Origin of the sequence: Agromyces sp. Leaf222, assembly GCF_001421565.1 — a bacterium.
Lineage (GTDB): Bacteria > Actinomycetota > Actinomycetes > Actinomycetales > Microbacteriaceae > Agromyces.
The window spans coordinates 321,382-337,351 of record NZ_LMKQ01000002.1; the positions used below are offsets into that span (position 1 = coordinate 321,382).

At 71.0% G+C, this 15,970-nt stretch carries 19 protein-coding genes; 14 read left to right on the forward strand and 5 right to left on the reverse strand.

Annotation, left to right across the window (positions count from 1 at the left end):
- The first annotated feature begins 12 nt into the window (after positions 1-12).
- The 4 genes from ASE68_RS16315 to ASE68_RS16330 all read left to right on the forward strand — a co-directional run bounded on the left by ASE68_RS16315 (position 13) and on the right by ASE68_RS16330 (position 3,349).
- Positions 13-771 (forward strand): SDR family oxidoreductase, encoded by a 759-nt coding sequence (locus tag ASE68_RS16315; protein WP_055862139.1) that lies wholly within the window; start codon positions 13-15, stop codon positions 769-771.
- An 87-nt stretch (positions 772-858) separates the two neighbouring features.
- Positions 859-1,479: a TetR/AcrR family transcriptional regulator gene (locus ASE68_RS16320; RefSeq protein ID WP_055862147.1), complete on the forward strand. Its 621-nt coding sequence runs from the start codon at positions 859-861 to the stop codon at positions 1,477-1,479.
- The gene (locus ASE68_RS16325; RefSeq protein ID WP_235481055.1) at positions 1,476-2,567 is read left to right on the forward strand and encodes an NADPH:quinone oxidoreductase family protein; all 1,092 of its coding nucleotides are present in this window, start codon (positions 1,476-1,478) and stop codon (positions 2,565-2,567) included. The genes ASE68_RS16320 and ASE68_RS16325 overlap by 4 nt, the downstream gene beginning before the upstream one ends.
- Positions 2,564-3,349 carry a glucose 1-dehydrogenase gene (locus ASE68_RS16330; protein WP_235481057.1) on the forward strand — a complete coding sequence of 262 codons (786 nt, stop codon included), beginning with the start codon at positions 2,564-2,566 and terminating at the stop codon, positions 3,347-3,349. The genes ASE68_RS16325 and ASE68_RS16330 overlap by 4 nt, the downstream gene beginning before the upstream one ends.
- Positions 3,350-3,521: 172 nt before the next feature.
- Here the strand turns inward: ASE68_RS16330 and ASE68_RS16335 are convergent, their stop codons facing one another.
- Positions 3,522-4,463 carry a DUF1214 domain-containing protein gene (locus ASE68_RS16335; RefSeq protein ID WP_235481060.1) on the reverse strand — a complete coding sequence of 314 codons (942 nt, stop codon included), beginning with the start codon at positions 4,461-4,463 and terminating at the stop codon, positions 3,522-3,524.
- A 139-nt stretch (positions 4,464-4,602) separates the two neighbouring features.
- Here ASE68_RS16335 and ASE68_RS16340 point away from each other — a divergent pair, with 139 nt between their 5' ends.
- From ASE68_RS16340 to ASE68_RS16360, 5 genes are read left to right on the forward strand one after another with little or no spacing between them, the layout of a single operon-like run.
- Positions 4,603-5,385: an ABC transporter ATP-binding protein gene (locus tag ASE68_RS16340; protein WP_055862150.1), complete on the forward strand. Its 783-nt coding sequence runs from the start codon at positions 4,603-4,605 to the stop codon at positions 5,383-5,385.
- A complete protein-coding gene (locus tag ASE68_RS16345) occupies positions 5,382-6,185 on the forward strand; it encodes an ABC transporter ATP-binding protein (RefSeq protein WP_082462426.1) in 804 nt (267 codons plus the stop codon). The genes ASE68_RS16340 and ASE68_RS16345 overlap by 4 nt, the downstream gene beginning before the upstream one ends.
- Entirely contained in the window at positions 6,185-7,063 is an 879-nt protein-coding gene (locus tag ASE68_RS16350) for a branched-chain amino acid ABC transporter permease (protein ID WP_055862153.1), read from the forward strand. Before ASE68_RS16345 ends, ASE68_RS16350 begins: the two co-directional genes overlap by 1 nt.
- A complete protein-coding gene (locus tag ASE68_RS16355) occupies positions 7,060-8,274 on the forward strand; it encodes a branched-chain amino acid ABC transporter permease (RefSeq protein WP_082462427.1) in 1,215 nt (404 codons plus the stop codon). Before ASE68_RS16350 ends, ASE68_RS16355 begins: the two co-directional genes overlap by 4 nt.
- A 5-nt stretch (positions 8,275-8,279) precedes the next feature.
- Entirely contained in the window at positions 8,280-9,572 is a 1,293-nt protein-coding gene (locus tag ASE68_RS16360) for an ABC transporter substrate-binding protein (protein WP_055862607.1), read from the forward strand.
- Positions 9,573-9,689: 117 nt separating this feature from the next.
- Here ASE68_RS16360 and ASE68_RS16365 read toward each other — a convergent pair whose 3' ends face one another.
- Entirely contained in the window at positions 9,690-9,959 is a 270-nt protein-coding gene (locus tag ASE68_RS16365) for a hypothetical protein (protein WP_055862158.1), read from the reverse strand.
- Positions 9,960-10,051: 92 nt separating this feature from the next.
- Positions 10,052-10,417, reverse strand: coding sequence for a cupin domain-containing protein (locus ASE68_RS16370; RefSeq protein WP_055862159.1), 366 nt, complete (start codon positions 10,415-10,417; stop codon positions 10,052-10,054).
- Positions 10,418-10,486: 69 nt separating this feature from the next.
- On the opposite strand from ASE68_RS16370, the gene ASE68_RS16375 reads away from it, so the two are divergent.
- Positions 10,487-11,272, forward strand: a complete 786-nt coding sequence (locus ASE68_RS16375) for a maleylpyruvate isomerase N-terminal domain-containing protein (protein WP_055862160.1) — start codon at positions 10,487-10,489, stop codon at positions 11,270-11,272.
- A 94-nt stretch (positions 11,273-11,366) separates the two neighbouring features.
- Positions 11,367-11,972, forward strand: a complete 606-nt coding sequence (locus ASE68_RS16380) for a trans-aconitate 2-methyltransferase (RefSeq protein WP_055862161.1) — start codon at positions 11,367-11,369, stop codon at positions 11,970-11,972.
- A 5-nt stretch (positions 11,973-11,977) separates the two neighbouring features.
- Here the strand turns inward: ASE68_RS16380 and ASE68_RS16385 are convergent, their stop codons facing one another.
- A complete protein-coding gene (locus tag ASE68_RS16385) occupies positions 11,978-12,526 on the reverse strand; it encodes a TetR/AcrR family transcriptional regulator (RefSeq protein ID WP_235481062.1) in 549 nt (182 codons plus the stop codon).
- A gap of 85 nt (positions 12,527-12,611) precedes the next feature.
- Between ASE68_RS16385 and ASE68_RS16390 the strand changes: the two genes are divergently transcribed.
- The 3 genes from ASE68_RS16390 to ASE68_RS16400 are packed head-to-tail and all read left to right on the forward strand — an operon-like array spanning position 12,612 to position 14,856.
- On the forward strand, positions 12,612-13,535 hold the full coding sequence (locus ASE68_RS16390) for a ketopantoate reductase family protein (protein WP_055862164.1): 924 nt from the start codon (positions 12,612-12,614) through the stop codon (positions 13,533-13,535).
- 44 nt (positions 13,536-13,579) lie between these two features.
- Positions 13,580-13,912 carry a PadR family transcriptional regulator gene (locus ASE68_RS16395; protein WP_055862165.1) on the forward strand — a complete coding sequence of 111 codons (333 nt, stop codon included), beginning with the start codon at positions 13,580-13,582 and terminating at the stop codon, positions 13,910-13,912.
- On the forward strand, positions 13,909-14,856 hold the full coding sequence (locus tag ASE68_RS16400; protein ID WP_055862167.1) for a hypothetical protein: 948 nt from the start codon (positions 13,909-13,911) through the stop codon (positions 14,854-14,856). The genes ASE68_RS16395 and ASE68_RS16400 overlap by 4 nt, the downstream gene beginning before the upstream one ends.
- A gap of 536 nt (positions 14,857-15,392) precedes the next feature.
- Here ASE68_RS16400 and ASE68_RS16405 read toward each other — a convergent pair.
- The gene (locus tag ASE68_RS16405) at positions 15,393-15,905 is read right to left on the reverse strand and encodes a hypothetical protein (protein WP_235481063.1); all 513 of its coding nucleotides are present in this window, start codon (positions 15,903-15,905) and stop codon (positions 15,393-15,395) included.
- Positions 15,906-15,970 lie beyond the last annotated feature (65 nt).

Sequence of the window (15,970 nt, forward strand, 5' to 3'; positions counted from 1 at the left end):
AAGGGGAGACGCGTGCAGAGGTTCGAATCGAGCGTAGCGCTCATCACCGGCGGCAGCCGGGGCATCGGCCTGGCGATCGCGAGACGCCTCGTCGACGAGGGCGCCCACGTCGTCATCACCGGGCGCTCGCAGGAGTCGCTCGACGCGGCCGTCGCCGACCTCGGGATCGACGACGCCACCGGGCGGCCCCGCGCCACCGGCATCGCCGGCAAGGCCGACGACCCGGAACACCGCGCCGCCGTCTTCGCCCACATCTCCTCGCACCACGGCCGCCTCGACCACCTCGTGAACAACGCCGGCGTCAACCCGGCCTATGGTCCGGCGCTCGAGATCGAGACGTCCGCGATCCGCAAGATCCTCGAGGTCAACGTGATCGCCGCGCTCGAGTGGACCCGTGACGCCGTCGCCGCAGGGCTCAGTCGCTCGATCGTCAACCTCTCGTCGATCTCCGCGGTGGCCGCGGCCCCCGGCATCGCGTTCTACGGCGTCTCGAAGGCGGCGCTCATGAACCTCACGATCCAACTCGCGCACGAGCTCGCGCCCGGCATCCGCGTCAACGCCGTCGCCCCGGCCGTCATCAAGACCGCCTTCGCCCGCGCGCTCTACGAGGGCCGCGAGGCCGAGGTCGCCGCCGAGTACCCCATGCAACGCCTGGGCGTGCCCGACGACGTGGCGGGCCCCGTCGCGTTCCTCCTCTCCGAGGACGCCGCGTGGATCACCGGGCAGACGATCCTCATCGACGGCGGCTCGAGCCTGCGGCCGATCGGCTGAGGCCCGGCCCACCCGACGACGACTCCCGGCGCCGGCCCGCGACATCCGCCACCGACATCCCGAACCCGACACAGAGACGAGAACCACATGAAGGAGACCAGCGTCGCCGACGACGTGATGCGAGCGGCCGTCGAGCTGTTCGCCGCGAACGGGTACGCGAACACGAGCGTGCAGCAGGTCGTGGAGGCGGCGGGCGTCACCAAGGGTGCGATGTACCACTACTTCCAGTCGAAGGATGACCTGCTCTTCGGCATCTACGACCGCATGCTCTCGCTGCAGAAGGAGCACCTCGACGCCATCATCGAGCGCGGGGGAGCGGTCGGCGATGTCGTGCGGGCCGTGTGCGTCGACGTCATCGAGACGTCGATCGACTTCCTGCCGGAGGGCACCGTGTTCTTCCGCAGCATGCACATGCTCACGGCGCCCAGGCAGTCCGAGGTCACCCGCCGGCGGCGCGACTACAACGACACGTTCGCGGCGCTCATCGAGCAGGGGCAGGCCGAGGGGCTGTACCGCAGCGACATCCCGCGCCCGGTGCTCATCGCGAACTTCTTCGCCGACGTGCACTACCTCTCGCACTGGTACTCGCCCGAGGGGCCAGAGGGCAAGACGCTGCTCGCCGAGCAGCTGACCGACCTGTACCTCGCGGGCATCGATGCGAGCGCGGCCGGTCGGGGCGGGGCATCCGATCGGGGCGGGGCATCGTGAGCGAGCGGATGCCGCGGGCGGGCGCCGCGACGGAGGCCGCCGGGTCGGGCAGCGGCGCCCTGCCCGAGACCATGCGGGCGTGGCGCGTCGTGCGCCACGGCGAACCGACCGACGTGCTCGAGCTGCACGACGTGCCGGTGCCGCAGCCCGGAACCGGCGAGCTGCTGCTGCGCACGGGCGCCGTCGCGGTGAACTTCCCCGACGTGCTGCTCTGCCGCGGCGAGTACCAGGTGCGCCCCGAGCTGCCGTTCGTGCCGGGCATCGAGCTCGTGGGCGAGGTCGTGGCCGTGGGCGACGGCGTTGCGGCATCCGCCGCGACCGCCGGCCTGCGACCCTTCGAGCCGGGCGACCGCGTCGTCGCCTCGCACATCGGCGTGCTCTCGGAGTACGCGATCGTGAAGGCGGATGCCGCGCACCTCGCGCCCGCGTCGCTCGACGACGTGCAGGCGGCCGGGCTCGTCATCGCCTACCAGACGGCGTGGTTCGGCCTGCATCGGCGGGCCGCCCTGCAGCCGGGCGAGACGCTGCTCGTGCACGCCGCCGCCGGTGGCGTCGGCACCGCGGCGGTGCAGCTCGGCGTCGCGGCCGGCGCCCGAGTGATCGCCGTCGTCGGATCCGCCGCCAAGGCGGAGACCGCCCGCGCGGCGGGCGCCGAGACGGTCATCGTGCGCGCCGAGACCGAGGACTTCGCCTCCGTCGTCAACGAGCTCACGAAGGGGCGCGGTGCCGACGTCGTGTTCGACCCGGTGGGCGGCGACGCCTTCACGCGCACGACGAAGTGCATCGCGTTCGAGGGCCGGATCGTCGTGGTCGGCTTCGCGAGCGGCGAGATCCCGCCCGTTCGCGCGAACCACGCGCTCGTGAAGAACTACTCGGTGCTCGGGCTGCACTGGGCGCTCTACCAGCAGATCCGGCCCGAACTCGTGCGCGAGGCGCATGCCGAGCTCTTGCGGCTCGCGGATGCCGGGGCGATCGCCCCGGTCGCGGGCGGCGTCGTCGACTTCGCGGAGGCACCGGCGGCGATCCAGGAGCTCGCGGGCGGGGCCACCGTCGGGCGGCTCGTCGTGCGTGTGGCGGGTGACGCGTGATCGCGGCATCCGGACCCGTCGGTTCCGGCCCCGTCGGCCCTGGACTCGGACTCGACCTCGGCGGCCGCGTCACGCTCGTCACCGGTGGCGCGCGCGGACTCGGCGCGGCCTACGTGCGGGCCCTGCACGCGGCGGGCGCCCGGGTGGTCGCCGCCGACCTGCTCGACGACGAGGGTCGCGCGCTCGCCGCTGAACTCGGCGAACGCGCGCGGTTCGTGCACCTCGACGTGACCGACGAGGCGTCGTGGACGGCCGCCGTCGACGCGACGCTCGAGGCCTTCGGCGCCGTCGACGTGCTCGTGAACAACGCGGGCATCGCGAACGCGGCGCCCATCGAGCACCTCACCCTCGCGAAGTGGGACGCCGTCATCGCGGTGAACCTCACGGGCGTGTTCCTCGGATGCCGCGCCGTCGTGCCCGCGATGAAGGCGCAGGGTTCGGGCTCGATCATCAACATCTCGTCGGTCGAGGGCATGCGCGGCTCGCCGGGCCTGCACGGCTACACGGCGTCGAAGTTCGGCGTGCGCGGACTCAGCCAGTCGCTCGCGGTCGAGCTCGGGGCCTCCGGCATCAGGGTGAACTCGGTGCATCCCGGGCTGATCCTCACCGACATGACCTCCCGCATCGACCCGTCGAAGCTCGACATCCCGCTCGGGCGCCCGGCGATGCCCGACGAGGTCGCCGGCACGATCGTGTTCCTCGCGAGCGACGCGTCGTCGTTCACGAGCGGCGCGGAGTTCGTCGTCGACGGCGGCATGATCGCGGGCATCCCGCACCACTGAGCGCGGGCGCCGTGCGCCGCCCGGCTGCGCCGCCCGGCTGCGCCGCGCCGATCGAGTGCGCCGAGTGGTCACGATGCGTCGACTCCCGGCATCCGGATGCCGCACTTCGTGACCTCTCGGTGAACGCATGCCCCGTGTCGGAGCCGTGACGAGCCCCGCACTGCGGTGCCGGCTAGGCGCTCAGCGTCGGGAAGCTCCAGCTGCCGTCGGCGATCTCGGCGCGCGGGCGGTAGAGCCGCACGAGGTAGTTCCAGCCCTCGGCGATCGGGATCGCGTTCGGCACGTCGGCCGGGTAGTCGCCGAAGCGCACGGTCGTCGATCCGTCGGCATTGCGCACGCCGGTGATGTTGTTCACCGTGTACGCACCGCGCTCGTTGGGCTCGAAGAACCCCTTCGCGTTGTACACCGAGATCGACCAGAAGCCGTCGACCGGGACGTCCGCCACCGTGAGTTCGTAGGTGCCGACGGGCAGCCGCGGGTCGACGCCGAGGTACGACGCCTCGCTGCTCGGGAGGCCGCCCCAGCCCGCGGCGGTGCCGATGAGGTGGCGCACCGGGTCGACCTCGTGCTTCGCGCCGAACGTGCGGTCGAAGCCCGTGAGGTTGCGGGCGAGGGCGAGCAGTGCGTCGCGGGTCTCGTCGAGCGAGGCGGTGTCGTACTCGGGGGACTCGAACGGGGTCGCGTCGGCGCCGGTGGCGAGCGAGATGGCGTCCTGGATCGCGGCGACCGCGGCGATGTCGGTGGGGTCCGCCGGGTCGACGAGCGTGCGCACGGCGACCACGACGTACGGCGTGCCGAAGCGCTCGGCGGTGATCTCGTAGTCGCCCGGATCGTGGAAGACGGCGTCGATGTAGTGGTCCTCGTTGACGACCATCGCCGAGAGGTAGCGATCGCCGTGCTCGGGGAGCGTCAGCGTGGCGCCGGCCGTGGCGTCGACCACGGCGAAGCTGTAGAGCGTGTCGCGGTTCATGCGGATCACGGCCTGCTCCTCGACCGACGCGGGCTCGCGATTGTGCAGGAACCGGCCGACGCCGCCTGCATTTCGCTGCAGGTCGTGGAACATGCGGTCGGTCTCGGCGCGGGCGAAGTTGTCGACGTTCACGTGGATGCTCACCGTCCGATCGTCGCACGCACCCTCGCACGGGAGGTCGAGGTGGTGGCGGGCGGCGCGTCGCGCGAGTGCGGAACTCGGGCATACCGTCTGGTCGGTATCTGTTGTACAGTGACCTTGCAACCGACACGAAGAGGTGCCGATGAACCACATACCGAGCGACGTGGAGCAGGTCTCCACCGCCGCATCCGATGCCATATCCGATCCCGAACCGCGGCTGCGGGTCGGCGCGCTGACCGTGCGATTCGGCGGGCTCACCGCGCTCGACGACGTCTCGTTCGAGGTCGGCCGCGGCGAGGTCGTCGCCCTCATCGGCCCCAACGGCGCCGGCAAGACGACGGTGTTCAACGCCGTGTGCGGGCTCGTTCGGCGGGCCTCGGGCGACATCCGCATCGACGGCGCCCCCGCTCCCGCCAGGTCGACGGACCTCGTCGCGCGCGGCGTCGCCCGCACCCTGCAGGGCCTCGGCCTCTTCGACTCGATGAGCGTGTTCGAGAACGTACTCGTGCCGCTCGAGGCACGGGGGAGCAGGGCCGACGCCGAAGCGCAGGCGAGCGGATGCCTCGAGCTGCTCGGTATCGCCCAGCTCGCGTCGCGGCCGGTCGCCGCCCTGCCCTACCCGGAGCGCAAGCGCGTCGCGCTCGCACGGGCCCTCGTGACCGATCCCGACCTGCTGCTGCTCGACGAGCCGGCCGGTGGACTCGGCGAGGAGGACATCGACGCGCTCGCCGACGTCGTGCGCGAGGTCGCGGCATCCGGATGCTCGGTGCTGCTCGTCGAGCACCACGTGGACTTCGTGATGGGCGTCGCCGACCGCATCGTCGTGCTCGACTTCGGACGCGTCATCGCCTGCGGCACGCCGGACGAGGTGCGCGCCGACCCCCGCGTCGAAGAGGCGTACCTCGGGATCGAGCCGGCCGCATGAGCGCCCGGGCCGAGACCACCGCCCGCGCCGTCGGCGCTCCACGCTCCGCCCGCGATGCGCGCGCGCTCCGAACGGCGGAGCGCGTCGGCGCCGAGCTGCACCTCGACGGCCTGACCGCCGGGTACGGCGGCGCGCCGGTGCTGCGCGGCGTCGACGTGCGCGTTCCGGCCGGCACGATCCTCGCCCTGCTCGGCGCGAACGGGGCGGGCAAGACCACGCTGCTGCGCACCGTGTCGGGGCTCATGCCCGCGGCATCCGGTCGGATCGTGTTCGACGGCGTCGACCTGGCCGGCGTCTCGGTCGAGGACCGTGCCCGTGCCGGACTCGCGCAGGTGCCGGAGGGGCGCAGTGTCGTCGCCGAGCTCACCGTCGACGAGAACCTGCGGCTCGGCGGATTGCAGCGTTTCCGCGGGCGACGGCTCACCGTGGCGGTCGACGGCGTCTACGAGATGTTCGAGCCGCTCGCGCGCCGCCGCCGCGCCGCCGGGCACCAGCTCTCGGGCGGTGAGCGGCAGATGCTCGCCCTCGGCCGCGCGATCATCGCCGAGCCGCGCGTGCTGCTGCTCGACGAGCCCTCGCTCGGCCTCGCACCGCGCGTGGTCGCCCAGATCATGGCCGTGCTGCGAACCCTCCGCGACGAGCGCGGACTCACGGTGCTGCTCGCCGAGCAGAACGTGACGAGCGCCCTCGCCGTCGCCGACCACGGCGTCGTGCTGAACCTCGGCGAGGTCGTCGCCGATCGGCCGGCCGAAGGCCTCCGCACCGACTCCGCCCTCCGCCACGCCTACCTGGGATTCTGATGGACCGCCTCCTCTTCCTCCTCGCCACCGGCCTCGCCCGCGGCGCGATCTTCGCCCTGTTCGCCCTCGCCCTCGTGCTCATCTGGCGAGCCGCCCGCGTCGTGAACTTCGCGCAGGGCGCGATGGCCGTCGTCGCCACCTACGTCGCGTTCGCGGTGACCGGCCTGACCGGCTCGTACTGGATCGGGCTCGCGAGCGCGCTCGTCGCCGGCGGCCTGATGGGTCTCATCGTCGAGCGCGGCGTCATGCGCTTCGCCACGCACGCGTCGCCGCTCTCGGGCGTGATCATCGCGATCGGCGTGGTCATGGTGCTGCAGTCGCTGCTCGGCATCGCATTCGGGCCGAACGCACGCCCGATGGAGGCGCCGTTCCCCGAGACGCCCATCGTGCTCGGCGGGGTGCCGGTGCTCTCGCCGTACGACCTGTTCGTGCTCGTCGTGGCGATCGGGCTGATGGGCCTGCTCGCGCTGCTCTTCACGCGCACGTCGCTCGGGCTGCAGCTGCGCGCCTCGGCGTTCGCGCCCGAGGTGTCGCGACTGCTCGGCGTTCGCGTCGCGCGCATGGTCACGGCCGGCTGGGTGCTCGCCTCGGCGGTCGGCGCGCTCGCGGCGCTGCTGCTCGTGCCGACCGAACTCGGCCTCAACCCGCACTCGGCCGACATGCTCTTCGTCTCGGCGTTCACCGTCGCGGTGGTCGGCGGGCTCGACTCGCCGCCCGGCGCCCTCATCGGCGGCCTCGCCGTCGGCGTGCTCATCAGCCTCGTGACCGGCTACCTCGGTGCGACCGTGGCGCCCATCGCCGTGCTCGTGCTGCTCGTCGCCGTGCTGCTCGTGCGGCCAGGCGGACTCTTCGCCGCGACCGAGGCGAGGACCGCATGATCGCCGGAACGCAGGCGCGGGGCACCGCCGGAACGCCGGCGCCGCGCACCGCCGGGCCACTGACCACGAGCATCCGCGCGGCCGGGAGTTCGACCCGCGGCGCAGGTGCACGCCGCTCGACTCCCCGCCTGCTCGTCACCGCACTCGTGCTCACGCTCGTCGCGATCGGCGCGACGTTCCTGCTCGACCCGTACCGCAACTACCAGTTCGCGCTCATCGCGGCGACGTTCTGCGCGACGGCCGGGTTGACCCTGCTCATCGGCCTCACCGGGCAGCTCTCCCTCGGGCACGCCGCGCTCATGGCGGCCGGCGGCTACGGCTACGCGCTCGCGGCCAACGCCCTGACCGAGGCGGGCGTCGACGGCGTGCCGCGCTTCGTGCTGTCGCTCGCGGCGGCGGTCGCGGCATCCGCCCTGCTGGGGCTGTTGCTCGGGCTCGCCGCCGCACGCCTCAAGGGGCCGTACCTCTCGGGCGTGACGCTCGTGCTCGTGATCGCGCTGCCGGCGTTCACCGCCGTGTTCTCGGGCGTGTTCCGCGGCGACCAGGGCGTGCAGATCGCGTACGACGGGGTGCCTGAGCTGCTGCGCACGGTCATCGCCGTCGAGCAGTGGCAGGCGTGGGTCGCGATCCTCGTGGGCGCGGTGTTCGTCACCTGGCTGGCGGTGCTCCGCAACGGCCGTGCCGGGCTCCGCATGCGGGCCGTGCGCGACGACGAGACGGCCGCCCGGCTCCAGGGCGTGCGCGCCGGACGCGTGAAGGTGCTCGCCTTCACCGCGAGCTCGATCACGGCGGGCGCGGGCGGCGCGGTGCTCTGCTTCGTCACCCAGTCGGTCAGCCCCGGCGCCTACACGCTCGCGTTCTCGCTGCTGCTCGTCGTCGCCGTCGTCATCGGCGGCCTCGGCAGCCTGCTCGGCGCGTTCCTCGGCTCGATCGTGATCGTGATGCTGCCCTGGCTCATCCAGACCGCGACCGGCGCCCTCGACCTCTCGGCGGATGCCGCGCAGCGCCTCACGGGCAACCTCCCCGTGCTCGTGTTCGGCGTGCTGCTCATCGTCGTGACGGCGGCGTGGCCCGGCGGCATCCGCGGGGCGCTTCCGAAGCGGATGCCGCGGCGCGGCGAACGCGGCACGCAGGCCGTCGCCGTGGCATCCGTCCCCGAACCTCGCACCACTCCCGCAGCAGAACCCATCCCCACCACAACAGAGAGGTGATCGACATGTCCCATGCACCAATCCGCTCCTCGCACCGCCGCACCGTCGCGGCGGTGGCCGCGGCATCCGCCCTGCTCGTCGCGATGAGCGCGTGCAGCACCCCGAGCGGGGCCGACCCCGCCGAAGCCGCGCCCGGCGTCACCGACGACACCGTGACGATCGGCACCCACCAGCCGCTGACCGGCCCGGCCGCCGCCGGCTACTCGTCGATCTCAGCGGCGACCACGGCGTACTTCGCGTACCTCAACGAGAACGGCGGCGTGAACGGCCGCACGATCGAGTACCTCGTGAAGGACGACGGCTACAACCCCGCGAACACGCAGACCGTCGTGCGCGAGCTCGTGCAGGACGACGAGGTCTTCGCGATCCTGAACGGCCTCGGCACGCCGACGCACACGTCGGTGCTCGACTACCTCAACCAGAACGAGGTGCCCGACCTGTTCGTGGCCTCCGGCTCGACGAGCTGGAACCAGCCCGAGAAGTACCCGTGGACCTTCGGATTCAACGCCGACTACGTCACCGAGGCCGAGGCGCTCGCGCAGTACGCCGACGACGAGTTCGCGGGCAAGGCGGTCTGCGTGCTCGGCCAGGACGACGACTTCGGCGACGAGTTCATCGAGGGCCTCGAGAACGTGCTCGGCGAGGGATCGCTCGCAAGCGTGCAGCGCTACTCGGTGTCGAACCAGGACGTCGTCGCGCAGATCGGCGCCATGCAGGCCGCCGGCTGCGAGGTGAACATGCTCGCCACGGTCAACGGCTTCACGGCGCTCGCCATCGGCACGGCCGCGAAGCTCGGCTACCAGGCGCAGTGGATGTCGTCGTCGTCGGGCGGAGACTACGTGACCCTCGCCGGGTTCCTCGGCGATGCGGCGCCGCTGCTGCTCGAGGGCTTCGTGACCACGAACTACCTGCCCTACGCGCCGGGCAACGAGTGGGACGACCTGTTCCGCCAGATCAACGACGAGTACAACGACGGCGCCCCCTTCGACGGCAACACCGTCTTCGGGATGTCGGTGGGCTACCTCTTCGCCGAGGCCCTCGCCAAGGCGGGGGAGAACCCGACGCGTCAGGGCATCGTCGACGCCATCCAGTCGGGCGACCTCGTCGGCAACGGCCTCGTGCCGCTGGCGTTCGGCGCCGACAGCCACGCCGCCTACAAGGGCGTCTCGATCACCACGGTGACCGAAGGGGTGCAGGACTTCATCGGCGTGACCTACGTCAGTGACGGATCCGGCGGCGTCGAGCCCTTCGACGGCGACGCGGTGCCGCTCGAGAACGACGGCCTCCCCACGTCGTGATCGACCGGCACTGAACGGCGGATGTCCCGCACCCACGAGGTGCGGGACATCCGCCGTCTCACGGGGTCGCCGGGTGCTCGCCCCACCGACGCGATCACGCCGGTGGGGACGGTCGAACTACCAGATCGTGCCGCCGCCGACCGAGATGCCGCCCCACGTGAGTGCGATGAAGATCGCGGCGAACACGACGGGCGCGATGCCCTTGCCGCTGCGCGCGAGCCCCTTCAGGAGGGCGATCACGGCGAGGACTGCGGCGATGATCGAGAGGGCCCCGCCGAGGATCAGCCCGATGAACAACGGGATGGGCATGAGCACGAGGCCGGCCAGCGCGAACCAGAACGCGGCCCAGGCAGTCGGATTGGAACGACGTTCGACGGAAGAGGACATGCTTCATTATCTCGTGCCCGCAGCGGCAGGCCGGCCGCGCTCGGCGGCCGCGGCCCGGGGGTCCCTGTCAGCGCTGCTCGGTCGCTGAGGGCTCAGCCGAGCTCCTGGAGTTCGGCCGTCAGGTCGCCGCCCGCGTCTCCGGTGTTGACCGTGCCTTTCGGCTCGAACAGGATCGCGTGGACCTCCTCAGCCGCCTTCGGGCAATGCTCGACGCCCTTGGGCACGACGAACACGTCGTCGGGCCCCAGGATCACGTCGCGATCGCGCAGCTGGATGGTCAACTCGCCGTGAACCACCATGAACAGCTCGTCGGTGTCGGGGTGGGTGTGCCAGACGAACTCGCCCTGCAGTTTGACCACCTTCACGTCGTAGTCGTTGACGCTGGTCAGTCGATGAGGGTGCCAGTGCTCGGTGATCGCACCGAGTGCCGCCCCGACGTTTCGCACATCATCAGCCATCGTCGAAGCTTATGCGGGCGGGCTGGCGCGCGCTGGCCGGCCGTCGGATCACAGTGGTAGAACGGCGGGATGCACGAGAATCTCGCGTTCCCCGAACAGCTGCGGCTGATCGATGAACGGTCGGCCGCCTTCCGCGCTGCGGTGGCCGCGGCGCCGAGCCTCGACATCCGGATGCCGACCCATCCCGCACGGACGCTGTTCGACCACGTGCAACACGTGGGCATGGGTCGCCGCAAGGCAGCCGCCATCGTCGCGGCCGGGCCCGCGGACGGCCCGCCCGAGGAGTCCGCATGGGGAGGCGGCACGGCTGCTCCCCGGGAGCGCGAGGCTCTCCTGGCCTGGTGGGACGAGTCGGTCGAGCACCTGGGGAGTGTGCTGCGCGAGGCGGGCCCGGATCGGGAGTGCTGGACGTGGTGGGCGGACTCGCCGTCGCCGCAGACATCCGGAGCCTGGGCGCGACGTCAGCTGCACGAGATCGCGGTGCACACCTCCGACGTCCAGCTCGCCGGTGGTGCCCCGCAGCCGATACCGGAGGACATCGCCCTCGACGGGTTCGACGACTGCCAGTTCACCCTCTGTGCGACGACGGTCGCCTGGCCGCACGGGCCCGCCGTGGTCGACTACCACGCCACCGAGGGTCGATCCTGGCGCCTCCGGCTCTCTCGTGACGGCGCACAGGTGACGCCCCTTGCCCCCACTGCCGGCGATGACCCGGTCTCGGTCGACGCCTCCGCCCGGGGCACGGCCAGTGACCTGGTGCTGTTCTTCTACGACCGCATACCGCTGGATTCGCTCGAATTCGACGGCGACCGTCGCATCTTCGATCAGCTCGCGGCCTGGGACCCATCCGTGTGACCACTCGACGACCTGCGATCTCGTGCACGTGGAAACGAGACCGCGGCGACGTCGCAGGCATCCGCTCGGGTCGGGAGTTCCTAGACTCCTGCATGTGATCAGTGCCGTCAGCGTTGCGTACTCCCGCAGGGCCCAGGAGTACATCGACCTCTTCGGGACGATGAGCGCGGTGCATCCGTCTGACCGTCAGCTCGTTGCGACCTGGGCGGGCGGCATCGACGGCCAGGTGATCGACGCCGGCTGCGGTCCTGGCCAGTGGACGAACTTCCTCGCAGGCCTCGGGCTCGCCGCTCGCGGCGTGGATCAGGTGCCCGAGTTCATCGAACGCGCCCGACACGAGTATCCGCACCTCCGTTTCGACGTCGGCACGCTCGAAAGCCTCGACTGCGGCACGGGCACTCTCGGCGGGGTCCTCTCCTGGTACTCCCTCATCCATCACGAGCCGGACACGATCCGTGTGCCGCTGGCCGAGTTCCATCGTGCACTCGCACCGGGAGGCACGCTGCTGGTGGGGTTCTTCGAGGGCCCCGTCGTCGAGCAGTTCGACCACGCCGTCATCCCGGCGTACCGATGGCCGGTCGAGGCGCTCAACACGCAACTCCAGGCCGTCGGGTTCGAGGTCGTCGAATCGCACGTCAGGAAGACCGCCGGTCAACGACCGCAGGCGGCGCTCGTCGCCCGACGAGTCGACCGCCGGTAGCGGTCTCAGGCGCTTCGCAGCCCGGCGAGCAGCAGCTCCACGGCTGCACGCGACTCCGATGCCCAGAGCGGCCGATCGGTCGCGGAACCGATGCCGTGCAGCACGATCATCACCGCCCCGACGGCCACGTCATCACGGATGGCACCGTCGACGGCTGCCCGATTCAGGAGGTCGGCAACGGTGGATTCGAGTTCGATTCCACCGTCGGCCAGCACCGCCGGGTCCACGACGGCTGCGAGCGCGCGCGCGAGTCCGGCATGCGCCACCAAGTACTCCACGAATCCGCGCAGGAAGGCGTCGAGACTCTCGCCGGCGGGCCGGGTCGGGTCGCGGGCCTGATCGCAGAGCGCGGCGACCTCCTGCTCGTACACAGCTGCTGCCAACGCCTCCCGTGTGGGGAAGTGTCGGTAGAGAGTCCCCACTCCGACGCCGGCGCGCGCCGCGAAGTCATCGAAGCGCACCTGCTCGTCCTGATCGAAGACGTCCCGCGCGGCCGCCACGATCGCATCCCGGTTGCGGCGGGCATCCGCTCGCAGCGCTCGTGCCTCGGCCACGATGGGACCCTCTCGTTGACAAGTGGAGACTGTCTCCATATCCTCATAACTGGAGACAAGCTCCATCTTATGGAGGGAGCACGTCATGCGCATTCTCATGTTCGGTCGCGGAGTCATCGCGACGATCTACGGTCGGGTGCTTCACGCCGCCGGGCACGACGTCGAGTTCTACGTGCGTCCGGGTCGCGCCGCGGAGTACGGCGGCGAGGTGCAGTTGGACTGGATCGACGGACGCCGCAGGCCGTTCGGCCGTCGCGTTCGTGAGTCGTTCCGAACGCCGCTGCGCGAATCCATCGACCCGAGCGACGGCTTCGACCTGATCGTGCTCAGCGTCGGCCACCATCGTCTCGCCGAGGCGGCCGAGTTCCTCGCTCCCCGGCTGGGCACGGCGACGGTGCTGGTGTTCGGCAATCTCTGGGAGGAACCGCTGACCGCGGTCGCGCCGCTTCCGGCCGATCGAGTCGTGTTCGGGTTCCCGCAGGCGGGTGGCGGTTTCGGGCAGGACGGCGTGCTGTGGGGCGCGATGCTGCCATCCGTCATCATCGGCACGACGGATGCCTCGCCGACGCGGCGGGAGCAGGAGGTGCTCGCAGCCTTCCGGCGGGTCGGTCTCGGCGTTCGGCAGGAGCAGGACATGCGCGGGTGGCTATGGCTCCACTTCATCGCCGACGCCGGCATGTTCGACCAGGGGATGCGGAGCGGGTCGCTGGCGAACATGATCGGAGACCGTCGAGCGTTCCGCGACGCGTTCCTGACGACTCGCGAGCTGCTCCCCGTGCTCGAGGCTCGAGGGGTCGACCTCCGCCGGCACCGCAGCGCCATACTGCCGTACCGACTGCCCAGCCTGGTCGCGGCACTGTCCGGCTGGGCGACCGCGCTGGTCCCGATCGCGCAGCGGAGCCTCGCGGCGCACACGGATCCGCACGCCATCGAGCCGCAGGCCGTCCTCGAGGACACGCTGCGCGAGGCGCGCCGGCTCCGCATCGCCACCCCACGCCTCGAGCGGTGAATCGATGATTGCAGTACTGTGTGGCTCTATGTAGTGTATTCGGCATGGTAGACCTCGCGAAGCACGAGCAGGACCTCCGCAAGGGCGTCCTCGTGCTCGCCGTCCTGTCGCAGTTGCGCGAAGAGCAGTACGGCTACTCGCTGCGGCAGGCGCTCGTCGAGCGCGGGATGCCCATCGAAGAAGGCACGCTCTACCCCCTGCTGCGACGGCTCGAGGCGCAGGGCCTCCTCGCCTCGCAGTGGCGCGCGGAGAACGGCCCACCGCGTCGCTACTACTCGCTCAGCGCCAGCGGCGCCGAGCTCTACCGAGAGCTGTCCGCATCGTGGGGCTCTCTCGCACACGTGATGTCCCAGCTCTTGAATGGGGAGAAGCAATGAAGCCGGATGCCCTCATACAGGCCTACGTCGCCGAAGTCGTGCGCCACCTGCCGAGGAAGCAGCGCGCCGACGTCGGGTTCGAACTGCACTCGCTGCTGACCGAGGAACTGCGCGGGCGTGCCGGCGACAGCGAGCCCGACACGGAGGCGACGCTCGAACTGCTCGCGAGCTTCGGGCGACCCGCCGAGGTGGCCGACCGCTACCGGCCGACCGGATTCACGATCATCCGCCCCGCGGACGCGCCCCGCTTCGCCTGGGTCTCGCTCGTCGGCGTGGGCGTCCAATGGGTGATCACGCTCATCGCCACCTACACCGCCCCGGCGACCGGTGCCGGCGACGACTGGCTCAGCCGACTCGGCACCTGGTGGCTGTCCGCGGGGCTGGGCGCATTCTGGTGGCCCGGTCTGCTCGTCTCGTTGAGCATCGTCGCGGCGGTGATCGCGGCGCGGCGCGGCGCCGATGCCCCGGAGTGGACGCCCCGAGCTGCCGCGATGCTCGACCGCGACAGCATCCGTCGCCCGCTGTACGTGCTCGCGATCGCCGGCGCTCTCGTGGGCATCGCGGCCCTGGTGGCCGCGATCAACCTCGCCAGATGGTGGCCCGGGCTGCCGCAGCCACTGCTCGACGCGTTCGTGATCGACGAGGACTTCTTGGCCACACGGGCTCCGTGGGCACTCGTGCTCTGGGCGGCGAGCTTGGCGAGCATGATCGCCGTCCTCGTCGCGGGGCGCTGGACGCGCACGACCAGGCTGCTCGGCATCGTCGGAGACGTGCTCTGGGTCGTCCTGCTCACCTGGTGGGTCGCGGCCGGTCCGATCTTCGTGCAGCCCTACGCCGACTCCGTGACCAAAGGATGCCTCCTCCTCGTCGCCGGGCTCTGCGTGCTCGATCTCGTGATCACCGCCCGCCACGTGCGCCAGGGCATCCCCGAGCCGGCGGTCTAGCGGCGTCCGAGGCTGAACGTTGCCGATCGCGAGAAGAGTGCGTCGACATCCTCGGCTCTTGCGTGAGTCGAGGAGTACCGCGATCGCGGCGCCGCCGACGACGTAGGCGTCCACCTTTCTCGGCGCGGGCAGCGAGACGTTCCCCGAGCTCGGTGAGGAGCTCGAGCAGTTCGTTCGCGGTGAACAGCTTCGGTTCGTCGTCAGGCAACGAGGAGGTCCCGTTTCCGCATCAAGATGCCCTTCTCACGGAACTCCGGCTCCGCCGTCTGACGGATCATGTCGAGGTACCGTTCAGCGGGGCGTCCTGGTGTTGCCGGCAGCCACTCCTCCGAGAGCGCAGGCTTTCGCATCCATGCTGGCGGCCGGATCTTCCGCCGCTTCGCGTCCCATGCGATCGCGGTCGCGAGCAGTGTGTCCCACCGGTCATCGCCGGTCGTCGGCGGCTCCCGGAGGAAGTCCAGGAGTACACGAGGCTGCTGCGGCCGTTCATCGAGGACGCCGTACCGGCGCTCGGCTAGGCGACCTCGCCTCAGCGTTCAGGTCATCGGTCGCGGGCTCGGCGTGGCCCGGCGACTCCGAAGCGCGAGGACGACCGGAAGGACGATGGCCGCCACGAACGCGGCAGCGCTCGTGAGGTACAGCACGTTCGCCCAGCGTGAGTGGTCGCCGCCAGAGATGGCGAACGTATCCGCGAGCGCCATGCCTGCTGGGAACGATGCTGCGAAGTAGGCGGGGGCGCCGCAGGCGAGGATCAGCAGCACGATGACGGCGACGACTTGGGGCGACGCGCTCGACGCCGCGGCTGCGTACAGCCAGACTCCGATAGCCAGGAGGAGACCGAAGCCCACGAAGATGATCACGGGGAGCGGCGACACCGACTCGCCTGCCGCTTCCAGCGTCGCATGAATCTCATCGAGCGCGAGACCCGGCGCAGCGGCCAGCGGGTTGAGAACCAGGATCTGCAACGCGCCCAGCCCAGCATATGCAGCAGTCGCCAGGATGCCACTGATCGCGATCAGCACCGCCGGCCGAGAAGAGAAGCGCCCCATACGCCAAATCTAGGTGCCTTCCGGGCACCTTGGAATGCCGTCGGTTCGTCAGCTGGCCCGGTGAC

Excerpts from the sequence above, each read along its gene's own strand:
- ASE68_RS16345 (WP_082462426.1), top strand. The coding sequence starts at position 5,382 with ATGAGCGCCCGGGCCGAGACCACCGCCCGCGCCGTCGGCGCTCCACGC.
- ASE68_RS16395 (WP_055862165.1), top strand. The coding sequence starts at position 13,580 with ATGGTAGACCTCGCGAAGCACGAGCAGGACCTCCGCAAGGGCGTCCTC.
- ASE68_RS16360 (WP_055862607.1), top strand. The coding sequence starts at position 8,280 with ATGTCCCATGCACCAATCCGCTCCTCGCACCGCCGCACCGTCGCGGCG.
- ASE68_RS16350 (WP_055862153.1), top strand. The coding sequence starts at position 6,185 with ATGGACCGCCTCCTCTTCCTCCTCGCCACCGGCCTCGCCCGCGGCGCG.
- ASE68_RS16400 (WP_055862167.1), top strand. The coding sequence starts at position 13,909 with ATGAAGCCGGATGCCCTCATACAGGCCTACGTCGCCGAAGTCGTGCGC.
- ASE68_RS16355 (WP_082462427.1), top strand. The coding sequence starts at position 7,060 with ATGATCGCCGGAACGCAGGCGCGGGGCACCGCCGGAACGCCGGCGCCG.
- ASE68_RS16370 (WP_055862159.1), bottom strand. The coding sequence starts at position 10,417 with ATGGCTGATGATGTGCGAAACGTCGGGGCGGCACTCGGTGCGATCACC.
- ASE68_RS16375 (WP_055862160.1), top strand. The coding sequence starts at position 10,487 with ATGCACGAGAATCTCGCGTTCCCCGAACAGCTGCGGCTGATCGATGAA.
- ASE68_RS16320 (WP_055862147.1), top strand. The coding sequence starts at position 859 with ATGAAGGAGACCAGCGTCGCCGACGACGTGATGCGAGCGGCCGTCGAG.
- ASE68_RS16390 (WP_055862164.1), top strand. The coding sequence starts at position 12,612 with ATGCGCATTCTCATGTTCGGTCGCGGAGTCATCGCGACGATCTACGGT.
- ASE68_RS16365 (WP_055862158.1), bottom strand. The coding sequence starts at position 9,959 with ATGTCCTCTTCCGTCGAACGTCGTTCCAATCCGACTGCCTGGGCCGCG.
- ASE68_RS16340 (WP_055862150.1), top strand. The coding sequence starts at position 4,603 with ATGAACCACATACCGAGCGACGTGGAGCAGGTCTCCACCGCCGCATCC.
- ASE68_RS16405 (WP_235481063.1), bottom strand. The coding sequence starts at position 15,905 with ATGGGGCGCTTCTCTTCTCGGCCGGCGGTGCTGATCGCGATCAGTGGC.